This window comes from Microbacterium stercoris, from assembly GCF_017592545.1.
In the GTDB taxonomy this organism is placed as follows: domain Bacteria; phylum Actinomycetota; class Actinomycetes; order Actinomycetales; family Microbacteriaceae; genus Microbacterium; species Microbacterium stercoris.
In genome coordinates, this window is record NZ_JAGFOA010000003.1 from 141,839 (window position 1) to 160,767 (window position 18,929).

The window sequence follows — 18,929 nt, forward strand, 5'->3', positions numbered from 1 at the left end:
CGCCCCGCTCGGCCCGATACTGAGGGAATGCGTCTCGGAGTCCTCGACATCGGATCCAACACCGTCCACCTGCTGACCGCCGATGCGCATCCGGGCGGCCGCCCGCTCGCCGCCAGCAGCCATCGCACCGTGCTGCGCCTGATGCGTTACCTGACGCCCGACGGCGCGATCTCCGACGAGGGTGTGCGCCTCATCGTCGACGCCGTGCGCGAGGCCGTGGCCCGCGCGAAGGGCGAGAAGGTCGAGGAGTTGCTTCCCACCGCCACCTCCGCCGTGCGCGAGGCGACCAATGGCGCCGAGGTGATCGCGCGCATCGAGGAGGTGCTGGGCCAGCCGCTCCAGGTTCTCGGCGGCGACGCCGAGGCGCGCTTCACCTTCCTCGCCGTGCGGCGCTGGTTCGGATGGTCGGCGGGGCGCATCCTGCTGCTCGACATCGGCGGCGGATCGCTCGAGATCGCCGCGGGCGACGAGGAGCTGCCCGAGTACGCGCAGTCCGTGCCCCTCGGGGCGGGCCGGATGACCGTGGAGCACCTCTCGGAGGATCCGCCCGGCGAGAAGGCCGTCACCCTGCTGCGCCGGCACGCGGTGGGCGTGCTGGCGCCGGTGGCCGCCGACCTCAAGAAGCTCGCGAAGCCGGATCACGTGGTCGGCTCGTCGAAGACGATCCGGTCGCTGGCACGGCTGGCCGGCTACCCGATGCCCGGATGGACGGGCATCGAGCGCATGATCCTCCCGCGCCAGGCGCTCGGGCAGTGGATCCCGCGCCTCGCCCGCATCCCCGCCGAGGTGCGCCACGAGCTGCCGGGCATCACACCCGAGCGCACGTTCCAGATCACCGCGGGCGCCGTGGTCGTGCACGAGGCGATGAAGGCCTTCGGCGTGCAGGAGCTCGAGGTCTGCCCGTGGGCCCTGCGCGAGGGCGTGCTGCTGCGCCACATCGAAGATCTCGGCTGGGGCTGATCCGCCTCGTCGTCTCAGGCGCGGCACCCGCCGCGACCGGCCGCGCACGACCGGATCCGCCGCGAAGATACGATTGGCCGGATGAGCACGAACCCGGCCCCGTCCCTGTCGCTGTACGGGGAGATCGCGCGCGACGACTGGTCGCGTCTCGCATCGGGCATGGACCAGCCGCTCACCGAGGCCGAGGTGGTCCAGCTGCGCGGTCTCGGCGACCGCCTGAGCCTCACCGAGGTCGCCGAGGTCTACCTGCCGCTCAGTCGTCTGCTCAGCATCTTCGCGAAGAAGACGCGCAGCCTCGGCAGCGATGTCAGCGCCTTCCTGCAGGTGCCCGACACGACCACTCCGTTCGTGGTGGGTGTGGCCGGATCCGTCGCGGTGGGCAAGTCGACCATCGCCCGCCTGCTGCGCGAGCTCATGAGCCGCTGGGCCGACACCCCGCGCGTCGAGCTCGTCACCACCGACGGCTTCCTGCTCACCAACGCCGAGCTGGAGCGCCGCGGCATCGCGCACCGCAAGGGCTTTCCCGAGTCGTACGACCGCCGCTCGCTGGTCGACTTCGTCACCAAGGTGAAGTCGGGCGCCGAAGAGGTGCGCGCCCCGTTCTACTCGCACATGAAGTACGACATCATGCCGGATGCGACCGTGGTCGTGCGCCGGCCCGACGTGCTGATCGTCGAGGGCCTGAACGTGCTGCAGCCCCCGCCCGCGCCGAACGACGTCGCCGTCAGCGATCTGTTCGACTTCACGATCTACGTCGACGCCGACACCAGCCACATCGAGCAGTGGTACATCGACCGCTTCCTGAAGCTGCGGGAGGCCGCCTTCGCGAATCCCGCCTCGCACTTCAACGTGTTCGCGCACCTCACCGACGCCGAGGCCACCGAGACGGCCCGCGGGTACTGGAACGACATCAACCTCCCGAACCTCGTCGAGAACGTGCTGCCCACCAAGCACCGCGCCTCGCTGGTGCTGCGCAAGGGTGCCGACCACTCGGTCGACTCGGTGCTGCTCCGCAAGCTCTGACCGGGCGCGGAGGGCCGCTCCAGAGCCCCGGATCGCCGCTCCGATCGCGCTCCAGCCGCGAATCGCCTCGGTGATGCCGGCGGGCGGCGGAAACTGTCAGACGCCACCATTAGGCTCGGGTGCATGTGTGGAATCGTCGGATACGTCGGCCCTCGTGACAGCCAGGACATCCTGATCGCGGGTCTCGCCCGTCTGGAGTACCGCGGCTACGACTCGGCCGGAATCGCCGTCATCGACAGCGAGGGTGCGATGCACTCCGCCAAGAAGGCCGGAAAGCTCGCCAAGCTGCGCGATGAGCTCGTCGCGAACCCGATCGCCTCGGGCACCACGGGCATCGGCCACACGCGCTGGGCGACCCACGGCGGGCCGACCGATGTCAACGCGCACCCGCACCTGGCCGATGAGGGCAAGCTCGCCGTCATCCACAACGGCATCATCGAGAACTTCGCGGCCCTCAAGGCCGAGCTGCTCGCCGAGGGCGCGTCGTTCCTCAGCGAGACCGACACCGAGGTCGCCGCGGCGCTGCTCGGCAGCGAGTACCGCAAGTCGGGCGGCGACCTCGTGGCCGCGTTCCGCGGCGTCGTGAACCGCCTCGACGGCGCCTTCACGCTGCTCGCCATGCACGAGGACCACCCGAACCTGGTCGTCGGCGCGCGCCGCAACTCGCCGCTGGTCATCGGCCTGGGCGAGGGCGAGAACTTCCTCGGCTCGGATGTCGCCGCCTTCGTCGAGCACACGCGCAACGCGCTGGCCATCGGTCAGGACCAGATCGCCGCCATCCGTCCCGAGGGCGTGACGCTCACCGACTTCAGCGGCAACGACGTCGAGCCGGAGCCGTTCGAGGTCAAGTGGGACGCCAAGGCCGCCGAGAAGGGCGGCTGGCCGTCGTTCATGGCCAAGGAGATCTCCGAGGAGCCGGAGGCCGTGGCCAACACGGTGCTCGGCCGCACGCGCGACGGCCAGGTCGTGATCCCCGAGCTCGAGGGTCTCGACGACCTCTTCCGCGGCATCTCGCGCATCGTCATCGTCGGCGCCGGAACGGCCGCCTACTCGGCGTTCGTCGGCAAGTACGCCATCGAGCAGTGGGCCCGTATCCCCGTCGAGGTCGAGCTCGCGCACGAGTTCCGCTACCGCTCGCCGCTGGTCGGCCCCGACGTGCTCGTCGTCTCGATCAGCCAGTCGGGCGAGACCATGGACACGCTCATGGCGGTCAAGGAGGCCACGCGCCTCGGCGCCAAGACCCTCTCCATCTGCAACACCCAGGGCGCCACCATCCCGCGCGAGTCCGACGCGGTCGTCTACCTGCACGCGGGCCCCGAGGTCGCCGTCGCCTCGACGAAGGCGTTCGTCGCGCAGATCACGGGTCTCTACCTGTTCGCGCTCCACCTCGGCCGCGTGCGCGGCACGGTGCCCGCCGAGGTGCAGGCCGAGTCGATCGACGAGCTGAACACCCTGCCCGAGAAGATCCGCTGGATTCTCGAGAACGAGCAGGAGCACATCGAGCAGCTCGCGCACTGGATGGCCGACACCCGCTCGGTGCTGTTCCTCGGGCGTCACGTGGGCTACCCGATCGCGCTCGAGGGCGCGCTCAAGCTCAAGGAGATCTCCTACATCCACGCCGAGGGCTTCGCCGCCGGCGAGCTCAAGCACGGGCCGATCGCTCTCGTCGAGCCGGGCCTGCCCGTGTTCGTCGTGGTGCCGTCGCCGTCGGGCGCCCCCGAGCTGCACTCCAAGGTCGTCTCGAACATCCAGGAGATCCGCGCCCGCGGTGCGCGCGTCATCGCGATCGCCGAGGCCGGCGACGCCGCCGTGCTGCCGTTCGCCGACGAGGTGCTGCGCATCCCGCTCGCGGAGCCGCTCTTCGAGCCGATCCTGGCCGTGGTGCCGCTGCACATCTTCGCCATGGGCCTCGCGAACGCGAAGGGCCTCGACGTGGATCAGCCGCGCAACCTCGCCAAGTCGGTCACGGTCGAGTAAGCGGGGGATGTGCGCATGATCGTCGGCATCGGTGTCGACCTCGTCGACATCCCGCGCTTCGAGCGCACGATCGAGCGCACCCCGAAGCTGCTCGAGCGGCTGTTCACGCCGCACGAGCGCGAGCTTCCGCTGCGTTCGCTCGCGGCGCGGTACGCCGCCAAGGAGGCTCTCATCAAGGCGCTCGGCGGATCCGACGGCGTGCACTGGTCGGAGATCGAGGTCGCGCGGCTGGGCGAGAGCGTGCGGCCGAAGTTCGCGCTGTCGGGATCGACGGCCGAGGTGGTGGCCGCGCGCGGTGTCACGCAGCTGCACCTGTCGCTGTCGCACGACGCGGGTCTGGCCATCGCCTACGTCACGGCGGAGGCATCCGGCCCGGCCGATGTCGCGCCCTCGGTCGACGCGGTCGGCGCCGAGTACGTGCCGATCGATGACACCGACGACGCCCTGCTCGACGTGCCCGAGGCCGAGGATCCGGAGGAGCCGCGGTGATGCGCGAGGCGCGCATCGACCTCGAGGCTGTCGCCCACAACGTCCGCACCCTGCGTGAGCTGCTCGGCACGCGCGAGTTCATCGCGGTCGTCAAGGCCGACGCCTACGGTCACGGGGCGGTGGAGGTGGCGCGCGCGGCGATTGCCGCCGGCGCGACGCGACTCGGCGTGGCCGATCTCGGCGAGGCCCGGCAGCTGCGCGAGGCCGGCATCGACGCGCCGATCGTGGCCTGGCTGCATGCGCCGTCCGAGTCGTTCGAGGTGGCCGTCGCGCATCGCGTGGAGGTGGGCATCTCGAGCCTGGCGCAGCTGCAGGCGCTCGCCGCGGCCGGCCCCGGCGGCATCGCGCACCTGAAGCTCGAGACCGGACTGGGCCGCAACGGCATCGCCCCCGGCGACTGGCAAGCCGTGTTCTCCGAGGCCGCGCGCCTCGAGGCCGAGGGGCTCGTGCGCATCGACGGGCTCTTCAGCCACCTCTCGAACACCTCGAACAGCGACGACCTCACGCAGGTGCGCCGCTTCGAGGTGGGGCTCGCCGCAGCCACCGCCGCCGGACTGACCCCCACCATCCGGCACATCGCGGCGACCGCCGCCGCGATCGAGCTGCCCGAGGCGCGCTTCGACGCCGTGCGCGTGGGCATCGGCCTGTACGGACTGTCGCCGCTGGCCGGGCGCACCTCGGCCGACCTGGGGCTGCGCCCCGTGATGACCCTGCGCGGCGAGATCGCCGCCGTGCGCCGAGTGCCCGCGGGTCAGGGCGTCTCGTACGGCTACACGCATCGCACCTCGCGAGACGCCACCCTCGCCCTGGTGCCCCTCGGCTACGGTGACGGCGTGCCGCGCCAGGCCTCGGGGGCGGGGCCCGTGGCGATCGGCGGCGAGCGCTTCACCGTCGCCGGGCGCATCGCGATGGACCAGTTCGTCGTGGACGTCGGCGACCACCCCGTGAACGTGGGCGACGAGGTGATCCTGTTCGGCGATCCGGCCACCGGAGCGCCCTCGGCCGACGAGTGGGCCGACGCCGCGGGAACCATCAACTACGAGATCGTCACCCGCATCGGCTCCCGCGTGCCCCGCGTCTTTGTCGGAGGCGCCGCGTGATCCCGGACGCCCTGCTCGGTCGCCACGAGATCGCCACCGCCGCCGAGATGGAGGCGCTGGGAGAGCGGATCGGATCGGGTCTCGTCGTCGGCGACCTGATCGTGCTGACCGGCCCGCTCGGCGCGGGGAAGACCACCCTCACCCGGGGCATCGCGCAGGGCCTGGCTGTGCGGGGCCCCGTGCAGAGCCCGACCTTCGTCATCGCCCGCACCCACCCGTCGCTCGTCGGGGGCGCGCCGCTGGTGCACGCCGACGCCTATCGCCTCGACTCGGCGCTCGAGCTCGACGACCTCGACGTCGACGTGGACGGATCCGTGACGATCATCGAGTGGGGGCGCGGCAAGGTCGCGGGGCTGCGCGACCAGTGGTGGGACATCGAGATCGAGCGCCCCACGGGTGTCGACGCCGAGGCGGTCGCGGAGGACCTCGACCTCGACGCCCCGCGGGTCGTGGTGATCTCACGCGTCACCGGCTGAGGTCGGCGGCGACGGCGGCCCCGGGCTGAACGCCCCGCGTTGAACGCCCCGTGCCGATCCTTCCTCTCAGGCGCCGTCGTTACCCTGGAAGGGTGATCCTCGCCATCGACACCTCGATCGGATCGACCGTCGCGGTCGTGGGCCTCGACGGCGCTGTGCACGGGGTCGCGGAGAGCGCCGGCACGCTGGGCCACGCCGAGATCATCGGCACGCTGCTCGAGCAGGCCCTGGCCGAGGCGGGCGCCGCCCCCGCCGACATCACGCACGTCGCCGCGGGCATGGGCCCCGGCGCCTTCACCGGACTGCGGATCGGCATCGCCGCCGCGCGCGCGTTCGCGCTGGGGCGAGGCATCCCCGTGCTGCCGGTGCCGAGCCATCACGCCGCCGCGCTCGAGCACGGCGGCGACACCCGCTTCGCGATCGTCACCGACGCGCGTCGCCGCGAGAACGCCATCACCGTCTTCAAGGGCACCGAGGCCTCCGGCCTGCCCGCGGTCGTGGGCGGTCCCGAGCTGCGCCCCCAGGCAGCCGAGCTGTCGACGGATCCGCTCACCGAGGGATCCGAGATCGTCCACGCCGCGACCATCTCGGCCGCCGCGGTCGGCCGCGTCGCCGCCCTGATGATCGCGGGCGGCTGGCAGCCCACGGGCGAGCTGGCCGAGACGGAGCCGCTCTACCTGCGCTCGCCCGATGTCACCGTCGGGCACACGCCGAAGAAGGTGAGCGCGTGAGGATCCGTCCCGCGACCGTCGCCGACCTCGACGGCATCATGGCGCTCGAACGCGCGTCGTTCCCGAGCGACGCGTGGCCGGAGCCGATGATGCGCGACGAGCTGGCGAGCCCGCACAACCGCTACTTCGTCGACGAGCTGGCGGGTGTCATCGTGGGCTACGCGGGGCTGCGGTCGCTCGCGGGCTCGCGCGACGCCGACGTGCAGACCATCGCCGTCGCATCCGCCTCCCGCGGGCGGGGACGCGGTCGCGCGCTGCTGCGCACCCTGCTGAGCACGGCGCACGAGCGGGGCGCGCGCGAGGTGTTCCTCGAGGTGCGCGCCGACAACCCGGTCGCATCGACGCTCTACGAGTCGGAGGGCTTCTCCGAGCTCGCCCGTCGCCCGCGCTACTACCAGCCCGACGACGTCGACGCGGTCGTGATGCGTCTCGACCTCACCGCCTGGGCGGCGGCCCAGACCGCGCTGCCCGCCGACGCGGGAGCCTGCACATGATGTGGCGCCGATACCCCTGTCGAGCGAAGGAACGACGTGACTGAGCCGAAGTACGTTCTCGGGATCGAGACCAGCTGCGACGAGACCGGCATCGGCATCGTGCGCGTCCGCGAGGGCGGGTCTGCACACGAGGCCGGCGCGCGTCACCAGCTGCTGAGCAACACCATCGCCTCGAGCATGGACGAGCACGCCCGCTATGGCGGCGTGGTGCCGGAGGTCGCGGCACGCGCGCACCTCGAGGCCCTGCAGCCCGCCATCGAGGCGGCCATCGCCGAGTCGGGCATCACCCTGGCCGACATCGACGCCGTCGCCGTGACCAGCGGGCCGGGCCTCGCCGGCGCGCTGATGGTCGGCATCGGCGCCGCGAAGGCGCTGGCCGTGTCGCTCGGCAAGCCGCTCTACGCCGTCAATCACCTCGTCGGTCACATCGCGGCGGACATCCTGGATCCGGATGCGCCCCCGCTCGAGTACCCGACCGTCGCGCTGCTCGTCTCGGGCGGGCACACGTCGCTGCTGCTCGTGCGCGACCTGACGAGCGACGTCGAGTTGCTCGGCGAGACGATGGACGACGCCGCGGGCGAGGCCTTCGACAAGGTCGCGCGCATCCTGGGGCTTCCCTACCCCGGCGGCCCCGAGATCGACCGCGCCGCCGCCTCGGGAGACCCCCGGGCGATCCGCTTCCCGCGCGGGCTGTCGCGCGCCAGCGACCGCGAGAAGCACCGCTACGACTTCTCGTTCTCGGGCCTGAAGACGGCCGTCGCCCGCTGGATCGAGCAGCGCGAGGCCGCGGGCGAGCCGGTGCCGGTCGCCGACGTCGCCGCGTCGTTCCGCGAGGCCGTGGTCGATGTGCTCGTGACGAAGGCGCTCGACGCGTGCGCCGAGCACGGGGTGCCGCGCCTGCTGCTCGGCGGTGGCGTGATCGCCAACAAGAGGCTCCGCGACCTCACCCTCGAGCGCGCGGCACAGGCGGGCGTCACGGTGCGCATCCCTCCGCTGTCGCTGTGCACCGACAACGGCGCGATGATCGCCGCGCTCGCCGCGGAGCTCATCGCCGAGGGACGCGAGCCCTCGACGCTCGAGTTCGGCGCGGACTCGACGCTGCCCGTCACGCAGATCCAGGTGGCCGTGCCGGAGCCCGTCTCGTCATGACCGATCACCTCGCGGAGAGCTCGATGCGCCCGGCGCGCGTCGTGTCCCGCGAGGACGCCCGCGTGGGCGCCGCCGCGATCCCCGCCCCGCGCGTCCGCCGGCCGTCGCGCGGCCGCACGGCGACCTTCGCGCTGATGTTCGCGTTCCTGTCGCTGAGCCTGTCGTGGTTCGGATCCTTCGCCCTCCCGTTCGCGGTGCTCGCGAACCTGCTCGCCGCGGGCACGCTGATCTTCCGCCGGGCCCAGCGCGAGCTCGCGTGGTGGGCGCTCGGCCTCTCGCTCACCGCCGCGGCCTGCAGCGCGTACTGGATCTGGCAGGCCGCGCTCAAGGCCGCGGAGGCCGCCGGGAGCTGAGGCCTGGGCGCGGGTTCGGCGTCGGGGGCTGAGGCCTGGGCGCGGGTTCGGCGTCGGGGTGGGTCGGCCGGGGCGTTGACTAGTCTTCCGCGGGATTACTAGTGCCGCCTGGACTAGTAGTCCCGCGCGGGACGAGTCAAACCCCCCCCCCCCCCCCCCCAGGCGCCGAAGCGCGAAGCGGCCCGGAACCGGATGGCCCCGGGCCGCTTCGGCGAGACTCCTCGCCGCGCGATCAGTCGATGCGGATCGGATCCGAATCGACCACCGTGGTGCGCTCGCCGAGCGTCCCGGTCACGCGCACCGTGATGTCCTCGCCCTTGCGGTTGCCCGTGAGGTGGAAGCCCGGGCCGGTCGCGCCGACGATGGGCTCGCCGTCCGCGAGCCACTGGAACGCGAGCTCGGCGCCCTCGGTCCACGTGCCGGCATCGACCGTCAGCTTGGCGCCCGGCTTCACCGTGCCGACGACGCGGGGCACGTCGGTCGTCAGAGGCGTGGCGGTCCAGACGGCGTAGAGCACGACGTGGGCGCCATCGACGGTCGTGACGTCGGCGGCCGCAGCCGCATCCGCGAACTCGGCCTCGGCCGCATCCGGCGCCGTTGCCCATCCCGCGAACTCGTACCCGGCGCGCACGAACGTGCCCGGGGCGAGCGCGCTCGAGTCGCCGAACGTGTGCGCGGTCGCGGCGATGTCACCGGATCCGCCGTTCGCGTCGTACGCGATCGTCCAGGTGTTGGCCGCGAAGGCCGCCGTCACCCAGGTGGGCTGCGTGGGCATCGTGAAGGTGCCGCTCGCATCGATCGCGAGCTCCGCCGGCGACGCGCCCGCGAGGGACGCGAGGTGATGGCCGGGTGCGGGGGTCGCCGTCACGGTGACCTTCCCGCCCGCCGCCTGTGTCGCGACATCCGGGACCGCGGTGCCCGCACCCTCGACCTCGACCGTCACGTCCCGGCAGGTCTGCAGACCGAGCTCGGCGTTGTACGACGCGTACCAGGAGACCAGGGCGCCGGCATCGTTCGTGATGATGCCGTCGACGCCGAGCGCCGTGAGGCTCGCGAAGTCGGCCGGCCCGCGGGTCCACACGAAGATCTTGCGACCGGCCGCGTGCATGGCCGCCACCTCGGCGGCGGTCGGGGTGCCGCTGGGGTTGATGCCGAGCAGGCTGTGCGCGGCCGAGACGGCGACCGGATCCCCGCCCTGTCCGACCGTGCTGGTCAGCCACATGAGGGGCATCGAGGGGTCGACGGCGTGGACGTTGTCGAGTGTCGCCAGATCGAACGACTGGGTGATCACGTCATCCTGCACGCCGTACTCGACGAGCAGATCGCGCACGATCGTCGCGCCCTCCTGCGTCCAGAAGCCCTTGTACTCGAGCACGTGATTCGAGCGGCTGTCCTTCTGGAACTGCAGCACCTCCTCCAGCGTCGGCAGGCCCGGGAACCGCTCGCGGAACTGGGCGAGCGTGACGGATCCGATGCCGTCGTGGCGCACGACCGGCACGTTGTCGGTGGTCAGGTGGATGTCGCTCTCCCAGTACTCCGCGCCCTTGGCGAAGGTGCGGGCGTATCCGGGGATCAGGTTGTCGGCGATGCCGTCGTTCCCGTCGTTGCCGCGGTGGGCGATGACGAGCCCGGTGTCGCCGGGCAGCGGAACGCGGTCGGCCGGGATGCAGCGCGCCGGCGGGAAGGCGAGCTTGGTGATCCGGATGTCGTCGACGGCGACCGATCCATCCGCCACCGCGATGCCCACAACGCCGGTCGCCGAACGCGCAGACAGCGTCTCGGTGCCCACGGGCACGCCGTCGGCGAAGTACGACACGGTGCGGCCCTGCACGTCCATCCGCACATCCACCGTGCGGCCGGCGGGCAGCGCCGCGGCCGGCAGCGCGCCGCCCGTCCACGCGCCTCCGAGCGCCGCGGCGTCGGCTCCGAGCGAGACGGCGCCGTCGGAGCGCACCTTCGCATCGAGCCGGTAGTTCGCGAGGTGCGCGCCGAAGCGGATCGCCGTGGATCCGTTCGCGGACGAGCCGGTGAGCTCGCCGCCCTCGACGGCCCAGCCGGCATCCTTCGTCCAGCAGTCGAAGCCGGCGGTCTGGGAGAAGTCCTCCGCGAACACCACGTCGCCGATCGCCCCGTCGGCCGCGGCCTGGTCGACGCCGGCCGCGTACGGGCGGCAGGCGCTCGCCGCGGGATTCAGGTCGGTGACCGTGACGTCGTCGAACGACACGGTCGCGCCGTCGAGCAGGAACCCGAGCGAGCCGCCGAACCGCGAGAGCGACTCGGTCTCGGCCAGGCGCACGGGCGCGGTCATCGCGCCGGCCTGGTACCACCACTCGCCGTGCGAGCCCCGCACCACCTGCGTCACGCGGATGTCGGTGCCGACGGCGATGGGCGCGGTGGCGGGCGGGGCGGATCCGAGCACGTCGGAGCCGTCCCATCCGTCGTTGCCCGTGGTGCGCTTGCCCCAGCCCACGGGCTTGCTGTTCGCGCGCAGGAGCGCGTGCTGCCACGGCGCGGCGCCGCTGGCCGAGTGGTCGAGGATGAGGCCGGCCCACCGGCCCGCGTCGGCGACGGTCTCGAAGCGCACGGTCGCGTCGAAGCGGTACTCGGGCACCGAGGTGCCGAACACCAGGCGCGTCGGGTCACCCGAGTAGGCCGCGCCCTGACCGTAGAGGCGGCCGTCGCGCACGGTCCAGGTGCCCGACTTCGGCGTCCAGCCGGCGGGCAGCTCGCCCGCGGAGAAGTCCTCCGCGACGAGCACGGTGCCGCCGGTGGGCAGCTCGGGCTGGACCTGCGGCGTGGTCGCCTGCACGGACGGCGTGGCGGTGGCTGTGGCTGTGGCTGTGGCGGGTGCGGCGGGTGCGGCGGTGGCGGGCGGCGCCGCGAGCGCCACGGCACCCGCCGAGATGACGGCCGACAGCAGCGCCGCTGTCCAGCGCGCACCTCGGATCCGGGAGAGGAGGGGCATGGGGATCCCTTTCAGAGCGCGGATGCGCCGGCCGTCCGGCCGGTCTCGCTCAGTGAATCCAGCCGGTCTCACGGCCCGGCAACGCCCGGCTCCCCATCGGCGGATCCGGGGGTGAAGACTCGGTGACGAGAGGTGACCGTTGCCGCCGACGGTCAGATCACCCGCGTGCCCCTCGCGCTCGGTGCCTCTGCGCGCGTCGAGGTGTTGACGACCGAGAGCGTGATCGCATCGGCGACGTAGCGGTCGTCGCTGTGCTCGAACGCGCGCCCGTCGGCCGCGCGCGCGGTGCGCACCACGCGCAGCAGGGGAGCGGCGCGGGGGATGCGCAGCAGGGCACCATCCTGACTGCTCGCGGGCACCGCGCTGATGTGATGCTCCGCGTGGCCGAGCGCGACGCCGTGCACCCCCTGCACGACCTCCATGATCGAGCGGGCGTCGGGCGGGATCGCCGAGATGATGTCGGCGAGCCACTCGGGGTAGGTCGTGCGCTTGATCATGACCGGGCGCTCCTCGAGCGACATGACCCGGATGATCCGCAGCACCGTCGTGCGCGGCCGCAGCCCGAGCTCATGCGCCTCGAGCCGGGTCGCCCTGCCGCGGGACAGCTCGACGGTGCGCCCCGCCGGATGCATGCCCGTCGACAGGGCCCACTGGCCGAACGAGCGCAGCTCATCGAGGCTCTGCTGGTGGTGGCCGCCGTGGCAGGCGCGCCATCGCGCGCCGTGGTGCATGACCAGTCCGTCCGCCTCGATCTGCTCGAGCGCGCGGCGCACGGTGCCCCGCGCGACGCCGAACTCGGTGGCCAGCCGCGTCTCGCTCGGCAGTGACGTTCCATGCCCGTACTCGCCCGACGCGATCCGCTGCGCGAGCGCCTCGGCGATCGCGGTGAAGCGCATGGCGAGCTCCTCTCGCGATTCCGGGCGGCGCCGACCGCTCGGACATTACCCACCCGCGCCCAGCCGCCGGTGAACGCCGAGCGAACGTTCGGCGTGCGGCGGGCTTGGTGCGCCCGGGGACGCGGGCGGGCTCAGCCCCCGCAGGCGCGGCACCGCCCGAGGCGCCGGGTGGCGAGCAGGGTGCGTCTGCCGGGGTTGGGGGAGCGGCGAGGCTCAGGGCCCGAGTGGGTTGCGGTCAGGGCGTTGACTAGTCTTCCGCGGGATTACTAGTCCAGGCGGGACTAGTAATGCCGCGCGGGACTAGTCAACGCCGCACGCCGAGCCCGCAGGCCCCGAACCGACCCCAGCCCAGCCCCGCAGGCGCGGCACCCCCGCAGGCGCGGCGCCGCCCGAGGGAGCCGGGTGGCGGGCTCAGCCCCGGGCGACGCGGTCGGCGAGCACCGCGATGCGCTTGCCGTTCACGCGGGTGACGAGCAGCGTCGCCGCCTCGGGCCCCTTGAGGCCGAGCTTCTTGCGGAACGTCGCGGGGTCGATGTCGACGCCGCGCTTCTTGATCTCCAGCGTGCCGATCCCCCGCGCCTTCAGCGCCTTCGCGAGAGGCTTCGGATCGGCCGGCAGCACCTCGCGCACGCGGAACGACGACACGAACGGGCTCGTCAGCTCGGCATCGCCGGTCAGGTAGGCGATGCCCGGCGCCACAGGCCCGGCACCGAGCGCACGGGCCACGTCGCCCACGAGGCGCGCGCGGATGACCGCTCCCTCGGGCTCGTGGATGAACGCGCCGAGCTCGCGGGCGGGCTCGTCCTCGCTGTCGGCCGGTGCGGTGAGCTCGTGTGCCGAGTCTCCCCGCAGGATCAGAGCGGATCGTGCGACACCCTCGCGCGCGAGGGATCCGGTCCAGACGACGAGCTCGACGGTCGAGCCGTCGACGCTGATCCACTGCGTCTCCACTCCCGGGCCCGACGGGAGCGCGTCGCGGTCGTGCGCGGGGCCGAGCTTCACTCCGCCGGGAAGGCGCTGCGTGAGCGCGAACACCCAGTCGAGCGGCGGGGAGTAATCGGCGGCGCCCACGCGCGAGGTCTCACCGTGGCCGGCGGTGCGGCGGGCGGGATCGAGCCACACGGCGTCGACGTCGTCGAGCTCCACGTCCTGCGCCAGGGCCGAGCGCACCTCGGCCGCGTCGCCGAACGGCGCGAGGTTGTATGCGGCCAGGGCCGCGGTGACCGGATCGGCGTCGACCGCCCGCACGCGCATGCCCATCGCCGCGAACGCGAGCGCGTCGCCGCCGATGCCGCAGCCGAGATCCGCGACCAGGGTGATCCCCGCCGCCGCGAACCGGCCGGCGTGGTGCGCCGAGACGCTCATGCGGGTGGCCTGCTCGAGGCCTGCGCGGGTGAAGAGCATGCGCTCGGCGAAGGGTCCGAACTTCGCGGCCGCCCGCTCGCGCAGGCGGGCCTGCCCGACGACCGCCGACACCAGCTCGGGCGAGTGCCCCGCGGCACGCAGCTGCGACACGAGCCGCGTCACGTCGCCCGTGGGCTGGGCGGCGACGGCGTCGAGCAGCGCGAGCCCCTCGCGGGTGAGCAGGGCGTCGAGCTCGGATGACTCCATTCATCCAGCGTAGGCGGGCGGCGACGGTGACCCCGGATGACGTCGGCTGGCACTCGCGTTGCGTGAGTGCCAGAAACCCTCCTACACTTGTGGTTAGCACTCGCCAGGGGTGAGTGCGAACGAACTTCCCGCTAAGCAAAGAAGAGGTGAACCGTGTCGGTTTCCATCAAGCCGCTCGAGGACCGCATCGTCATCAAGCAGGTCGAGGCCGAGCAGAAGACGGCCTCCGGTCTCGTCATCCCGGACACCGCGAAGGAGAAGCCCCAGGAGGGCGAGGTCGTCGCGGTCGGCCCGGGTCGCATCGACGACAACGGCAACCGCATCCCGCTCGACGTCGTCGTCGGCGACCGCGTCCTGTACTCGAAGTACGGCGGCACCGAGGTCAAGTTCGGCGGCGAGGAGTTCCTCGTGCTCTCGGCCCGCGACGTGCTCGCGGTCGTCGTTCGCTGACCTTCAGCACTCTTCTCAGAAGGCCCGGATCTGCGGATCCGGGCCTTCTGCTTTCCCGCCCGTCCGCGGACGGGCGGGCGGCCCGGACGGGTCGGGCGAGCCGGGCGAGGCGGCCTCGCGCACATGGCGGTAATCCTGCGGACGATGGCAGGGCTCTCCGACCCCGCCGACGACGGGCGACCGTAGGCTGGATCGGTGAAAAGCAGCACCGAGACCGCCGGAACCCTCTACGCGCTCGGGGCGTACGTGCTCTGGGGCATCCTGCCCCTCTACTTCGTCTTCCTCGACCCGACGGGGCCGTGGGAGGTCGTCGCCTGGCGCGTGCTGCTCTCGCTGGTGTTCTGCGCGATCCTGCTCTGGGTGACCCGCGGCTGGCGTCGATTCTTCGTCGTGCTGAAGAACCCGCGGCTCGCCGCACTCATGGCCCTCGCCGGCGTGCTGATCTACGCCAACTGGCAGATCTTCGTCATCGCCGTGCAGGCCGACCAGGTGCTCGAGGCCAGCCTGGGGTACTTCATCAACCCGATCACCACGGTGCTGCTCGCGGTGCTGGTGCTGCACGAGCGCCTGCGCACGCTGCAGTGGGTCGCCATCGGCATCGCCGCCGTGGCCGTGCTCGTGATCATCTTCGCCGTGGGGCAGGTGCCCTGGTACGCGCTCGGGCTGACCGCCAGCTTCGGCGTCTACGGGCTCGTCAAGAAGCAGGTCGGCGGCGTCGTCGACGCCACCAGCGGCCTCGCGCTGGAGACCCTGTGGCTCGCGCCGATCGCCGTTGTGCAGCTGATCGTCGTCGCCCTCACCACGGGGCTCACGCTCGGCACGGCGGGCGTCGGCCACACGCTTCTGCTGCTGTCGGCGGGCATCGTCACCGCCGTGCCGCTGCTGCTGTTCGCCGCGGGCGCCAGCCGCGTGCCGCTCAGCGTGATCGGCATGCTGCAGTTCGCCGGGCCCATCCTGCAGTTCATCGTCGGCGTCGTCATCCTGCATGAGGAGATGCCGTTCGCCCGCTGGGTCGGCTTCGGCATCGTCTGGATCGCGTGCACTCTGCTCACGATCGACCAGGTGCGGCACGCACGCCGCACCCGCGCCGCGGCCGCCGCTGCCGTGGTGCCCGTCGGAGCCTGATCCGCGGATCGGATCGGATCGGACCGCATCGGGACCGGATCCGCGCGTCGGAACGGATCCGGATCCGCGCGAAAAGTCACGCGATGGTCACGTTGCGTGGCTGATTGTGCAGATCCGTAACGATCTGGTCGCGAAGTGCTGTGCAGTCTGCTCACAACGGCCGAAAGGCACCGCGAACGAAACATTCGCCAGGTAGCTTGTCTTCATCACCCGCGGCACCGTCGACGCTTCCCGAGGTCGGCAACCAGTCCCTGCTCCGCGGGTCCTGACGAAAGGAAGAACCACATGGTTCGCTCCAAGAAGCTGATCGGCGCGGTGGCCCTGGGCGCCGTCGCCGCTCTGGCACTCGCCGGCTGCTCTGCCGGTGGCACCGAGAAGCCCGCCGAGAGCACCGGCAAGCCTGCCGGTGGCGAGGACCTCGCGCTCAAGGTCGGCATGCTGGCGCCGAGCTCCGGCTCGCTCGCCTTCCTCGGCCCGCCGCAGATCCTCGGTGTGCAGTACGCGCAGTCGCTCATCAACGAGTACGCGGAGAAGACCGGTCTCGACGTCGAGCTCGTGCTCGGCGACGAGGGCGACACCAACAACAAGGCCTACGAGACCGAGCTGCCCAAGATCATGGGCGAGGACGTCAGCGCCCTCATCGGTGCGGCCTCGTCGGGTGTCTCGAAGCAGATCATCGACACCGTCACGGGTGCCGGCATCGTGCAGATCTCGACCTCGAACACGGGTGCGTTCTTCACCGACTACGACGACGGCGGAATGTACTTCCGCACCGCTCCGTCCGACGTGCTGCAGGGCGACGTGCTCGGCAACTTCATCGCCGAGGAGGGCGTGAAGACGCTCGGACTCCTCGTCATGAACGACGACTACGGCAACGGTCTCGCCGGCTTCATCAAGGAGTCCTTCGAGGCCGCCGGTGGCGAGGTCGTCGCCGAGTCGTCCTTCAACGTGGGCGACACGTCGTTCGACGCCCAGGTCTCCGAGGTGCTCGCGGCGAACCCCGAGGCGGTTGCGATCGTCTCGTTCGCCGAGGCCGCCACGATCATCCCGGCGCTCAACGAGAAGGGCTTCGACCCGGCCAACCTGTACCTCGTCGACGGCAACGTCGCCGACTACTCGGACGCCGGTGACAACCCGCTGAGCCCGGGCGTCATGACCGGCGCCAAGGGCACCTACCCGGGCCCGACGCCCGAGCAGGTCGCCGCGTTCAACGAGAAGCTCAAGGCGTTCGCGACCGAGCAGGGCGAGGACCTCACGGCCTTCACCTACGGTCCCGAGGCGTTCGACGCCATGACGGTCATCGCGCTCGCGTCGCTGGCCGCCGGCTCGACCGACGGCGAGGCCATCGCCGGCAAGCTGCGTGAGATCTCGGGTGGCGAGGGCGACGGCGAGAAGTGCGACTCGTTCGCCGCGTGCGCCGACCTCCTTCTCGAGGGCAAGACCATCGACTACGACGGCGCCTCCTCGGAGATCAAGTTCGACGAGAACGGCGACCCGGAGGGTGGCTACATCAACATCTACGAGTACGGCGAGGACAACACCTACGCCCCGTTCGAGGGCTGACCTCAGCTCCGCTCCCGCAGCGCCCCGTCTCCTCCCGGAGGCGGGGCGCTGCTGCGTCTCCCGGGGGGCTGGTGCCCGGAACGGGAGGGGATCTCGCGCACGGAGGGTGAGGATCCGGATCCTGGTCCTCCCGTTGCGGGATGTCCTCCGGTTGTGGGTGGGTGCGGAATCCGGGGCGTGCGGGTTGGGAGGAGATCTCGCGGCCGGAGGGTGGGGATCCGGGATCGGGCCCTCCTGGTGCGGGATGTCCTCCCGTTGCGGGGGGCTGCGGAATCCCGCCTGGGCGGCTTGGGAGGGGATCTCGCAGGCGGAGGGCCGGGATCCGGATTTGAGCCCTCCCGTTCGGGGATGCCCTCCGGTTGCGGGTGGCTGCGGGATCCGGGGCGTGCGTCTTGGGAGGGGATCTCGCGGCCGGAGGGTGGGGATCCGGGATCGGGCCCGCCCGTTCGGGGATGCCCTCCGGTTGCGGGTGCGGAATCCGGGGCGTGCGGCTTAGGAGGGGATCTCGCGGCCGGAGGGTGGGGATCCGGGATCGGGCCTCCCGGTGCGGGATGTCCTCCCGTTGCGGGTCAGGATGCGCGGGCGAGGTGACGGCCCTGGGCGACGGCGAGGGTGATGAGCTCCTGCACGTGGGGCCAGTCGTCGAAGAGCTGCCAATATCCGATCCGGATCACGTGATAGCCCGCGAGCATCAGGCGCAGGTCGTGCTCGTTGTCGATGAGGCGCTGCCGGTCGACGTGGGTGGCTCCGTCGATCTGGATCACCAGTCGGTCGCCGATCAGCAGATCGACCGGATGCCCGCAGAGCCACACCTGGCGTCGCATCGAGAGCTTCAGCGCGGCCTGCAGCCATCGCAGCCGCGTGGTGAGCACGGATTCTGTGCCCTGTCCGGCGAAGGGCTTCGCATCGGCGAGGACACGTCTTGCCGCAGGGCCGAGGGGCAGCTCGCGCATCGCGTCACGATCGAAGAGCTGAAGGCGCATCGCCGACTCCCATATCGCGATGGACTCCTCGTACGGCCGGCACTCGGCGACGATCGCCAGTACGTTCTCGATCGGATCCGCCGGCGCGCCGTCGCCGCGGGGCACGAGCGGCTTGCGCCAATGCACACGCGCATCGATCGCGCGGGTATGGCCGCTGTGCGGTGACGCCGCGACGTGCAGTTCGTCGGTCATCGACCACAGCCCGCGACGCTTGGCTTCGGTCACGCATGTCAGATAGACGCCGTTCTTCACCGCCTCGAGCACCTGCGCGTCGGCATCCGGCAGGGCGAGCCACCCATGTCGCGGCCGCGTTGCCTCGCCAGCCTTCACCGCCTTGCGAATCGCATGGTCGCCGACGCCCCACTCGGTCAGCGCCCTGATGCGAGAGACGCCGCCGGCCGCTCGGAGGATCCCCGTGATGTCCATGCCTGCCAGGATGTCGCGTCCGCGACGCCTGGAACCCTCCTGCGCCGATCCGGGGATGGAGCCACGGAATCTCCGGGCCTGTGGACGAGTGGCGGCCGTATCCGGGGCGGCGCCAGTGGGAGGGGATCTCGCGGGTGGAGGGTGGGGATCCGGGGTTG

The 18,929-nt window shown here is 71.8% G+C and carries 16 protein-coding genes and 1 pseudogene; 13 read left to right on the top strand and 4 right to left on the bottom strand.

Annotated features, from left to right (window positions below; genetic code table 11):
- The first annotated feature begins 27 nt into the window (after nucleotides 1–27).
- From J5V96_RS08445 to J5V96_RS08490, 10 genes and pseudogenes are all read left to right on the top strand, one after another.
- Nucleotides 28–960 (top strand): Ppx/GppA phosphatase family protein, encoded by a 933-nt coding sequence (locus J5V96_RS08445; RefSeq protein WP_208502741.1) that lies wholly within the window; start codon nucleotides 28–30, stop codon nucleotides 958–960.
- 81 nt (nucleotides 961–1,041) lie between these two features.
- The gene (gene coaA, locus J5V96_RS08450) at nucleotides 1,042–1,983 is read left to right on the top strand and encodes a type I pantothenate kinase (protein WP_208502743.1); all 942 of its coding nucleotides are present in this window, start codon (nucleotides 1,042–1,044) and stop codon (nucleotides 1,981–1,983) included.
- A gap of 123 nt (nucleotides 1,984–2,106) precedes the next feature.
- Nucleotides 2,107–3,960, top strand: coding sequence for a glutamine--fructose-6-phosphate transaminase (isomerizing) (gene glmS, locus J5V96_RS08455; protein ID WP_208502745.1), 1,854 nt, complete (start codon nucleotides 2,107–2,109; stop codon nucleotides 3,958–3,960).
- 15 nt (nucleotides 3,961–3,975) lie between these two features.
- Nucleotides 3,976–4,329, top strand: a pseudogene (locus J5V96_RS08460) (holo-ACP synthase); the annotation flags it as partial.
- A gap of 119 nt (nucleotides 4,330–4,448) precedes the next feature.
- On the top strand, nucleotides 4,449–5,549 hold the full coding sequence (alr, locus tag J5V96_RS08465) for an alanine racemase (RefSeq protein WP_208502750.1): 1,101 nt from the start codon (nucleotides 4,449–4,451) through the stop codon (nucleotides 5,547–5,549).
- On the top strand, nucleotides 5,549–6,025 hold the full coding sequence (tsaE, locus tag J5V96_RS08470) for a tRNA (adenosine(37)-N6)-threonylcarbamoyltransferase complex ATPase subunit type 1 TsaE (RefSeq protein ID WP_372439938.1): 477 nt from the start codon (nucleotides 5,549–5,551) through the stop codon (nucleotides 6,023–6,025). The genes alr and tsaE overlap by 1 nt, the downstream gene beginning before the upstream one ends.
- A 92-nt stretch (nucleotides 6,026–6,117) precedes the next feature.
- A complete protein-coding gene (tsaB, locus tag J5V96_RS08475; RefSeq protein WP_208502752.1) occupies nucleotides 6,118–6,756 on the top strand; it encodes a tRNA (adenosine(37)-N6)-threonylcarbamoyltransferase complex dimerization subunit type 1 TsaB in 639 nt (212 codons plus the stop codon).
- Complete coding sequence (gene rimI, locus J5V96_RS08480; protein ID WP_208502754.1) at nucleotides 6,753–7,250, top strand: ribosomal protein S18-alanine N-acetyltransferase; 498 nt, start codon at nucleotides 6,753–6,755, stop codon at nucleotides 7,248–7,250. The genes tsaB and rimI overlap by 4 nt, the downstream gene beginning before the upstream one ends.
- Before the next feature lie 36 nt (nucleotides 7,251–7,286).
- A complete protein-coding gene (tsaD, locus tag J5V96_RS08485; protein ID WP_208502756.1) occupies nucleotides 7,287–8,399 on the top strand; it encodes a tRNA (adenosine(37)-N6)-threonylcarbamoyltransferase complex transferase subunit TsaD in 1,113 nt (370 codons plus the stop codon).
- Complete coding sequence (locus tag J5V96_RS08490; protein ID WP_208502758.1) at nucleotides 8,396–8,752, top strand: hypothetical protein; 357 nt, start codon at nucleotides 8,396–8,398, stop codon at nucleotides 8,750–8,752. Before tsaD ends, J5V96_RS08490 begins: the two co-directional genes overlap by 4 nt.
- Before the next feature lie 232 nt (nucleotides 8,753–8,984).
- On the opposite strand, the gene J5V96_RS08495 is transcribed toward J5V96_RS08490, so the two are convergent.
- The 3 genes from J5V96_RS08495 to J5V96_RS08505 form a co-directional block, all read right to left on the bottom strand.
- Nucleotides 8,985–11,717, bottom strand: a complete 2,733-nt coding sequence (locus tag J5V96_RS08495; protein ID WP_208502760.1) for a glycerophosphodiester phosphodiesterase family protein — start codon at nucleotides 11,715–11,717, stop codon at nucleotides 8,985–8,987.
- 152 nt (nucleotides 11,718–11,869) lie between these two features.
- Complete coding sequence (locus J5V96_RS08500; RefSeq protein ID WP_208502762.1) at nucleotides 11,870–12,613, bottom strand: GntR family transcriptional regulator; 744 nt, start codon at nucleotides 12,611–12,613, stop codon at nucleotides 11,870–11,872.
- Nucleotides 12,614–13,024: 411 nt separating this feature from the next.
- Entirely contained in the window at nucleotides 13,025–14,224 is a 1,200-nt protein-coding gene (locus J5V96_RS08505) for a THUMP-like domain-containing protein (RefSeq protein ID WP_208502764.1), read from the bottom strand.
- Nucleotides 14,225–14,377: 153 nt separating this feature from the next.
- Here J5V96_RS08505 and groES point away from each other — a divergent pair, with 153 nt between their 5' ends.
- The 3 genes from groES to J5V96_RS08520 all read left to right on the top strand — a co-directional run bounded on the left by groES (nucleotide 14,378) and on the right by J5V96_RS08520 (nucleotide 17,362).
- Nucleotides 14,378–14,674, top strand: coding sequence for a co-chaperone GroES (groES, locus tag J5V96_RS08510; protein ID WP_208502766.1), 297 nt, complete (start codon nucleotides 14,378–14,380; stop codon nucleotides 14,672–14,674).
- A gap of 195 nt (nucleotides 14,675–14,869) precedes the next feature.
- Nucleotides 14,870–15,799, top strand: coding sequence for an EamA family transporter RarD (gene rarD / locus J5V96_RS08515; protein WP_208502767.1), 930 nt, complete (start codon nucleotides 14,870–14,872; stop codon nucleotides 15,797–15,799).
- 285 nt (nucleotides 15,800–16,084) lie between these two features.
- Nucleotides 16,085–17,362, top strand: a complete 1,278-nt coding sequence (locus tag J5V96_RS08520) for an ABC transporter substrate-binding protein (RefSeq protein WP_208502768.1) — start codon at nucleotides 16,085–16,087, stop codon at nucleotides 17,360–17,362.
- A gap of 569 nt (nucleotides 17,363–17,931) precedes the next feature.
- On the opposite strand, the gene J5V96_RS08525 is transcribed toward J5V96_RS08520, so the two are convergent.
- Nucleotides 17,932–18,771, bottom strand: coding sequence for an endonuclease domain-containing protein (locus J5V96_RS08525; RefSeq protein WP_208502769.1), 840 nt, complete (start codon nucleotides 18,769–18,771; stop codon nucleotides 17,932–17,934).
- Nucleotides 18,772–18,929 lie beyond the last annotated feature (158 nt).

Bases quoted from the DNA above. Each gene is read 5' to 3' on its own strand.
- J5V96_RS08445 (WP_208502741.1), top strand. From the start codon at position 28: ATGCGTCTCGGAGTCCTCGACATCGGATCCAACACCGTCCACCTGCTG.
- coaA (WP_208502743.1), top strand. From the start codon at position 1,042: ATGAGCACGAACCCGGCCCCGTCCCTGTCGCTGTACGGGGAGATCGCG.
- glmS (WP_208502745.1), top strand. From the start codon at position 2,107: ATGTGTGGAATCGTCGGATACGTCGGCCCTCGTGACAGCCAGGACATC.
- alr (WP_208502750.1), top strand. From the start codon at position 4,449: ATGCGCGAGGCGCGCATCGACCTCGAGGCTGTCGCCCACAACGTCCGC.
- J5V96_RS08490 (WP_208502758.1), top strand. From the start codon at position 8,396: ATGACCGATCACCTCGCGGAGAGCTCGATGCGCCCGGCGCGCGTCGTG.
- J5V96_RS08495 (WP_208502760.1), bottom strand. From the start codon at position 11,717: ATGCCCCTCCTCTCCCGGATCCGAGGTGCGCGCTGGACAGCGGCGCTG.
- J5V96_RS08500 (WP_208502762.1), bottom strand. From the start codon at position 12,613: ATGCGCTTCACCGCGATCGCCGAGGCGCTCGCGCAGCGGATCGCGTCG.
- J5V96_RS08505 (WP_208502764.1), bottom strand. From the start codon at position 14,224: ATGGAGTCATCCGAGCTCGACGCCCTGCTCACCCGCGAGGGGCTCGCG.
- J5V96_RS08520 (WP_208502768.1), top strand. From the start codon at position 16,085: ATGGTTCGCTCCAAGAAGCTGATCGGCGCGGTGGCCCTGGGCGCCGTC.
- J5V96_RS08525 (WP_208502769.1), bottom strand. From the start codon at position 18,771: ATGGACATCACGGGGATCCTCCGAGCGGCCGGCGGCGTCTCTCGCATC.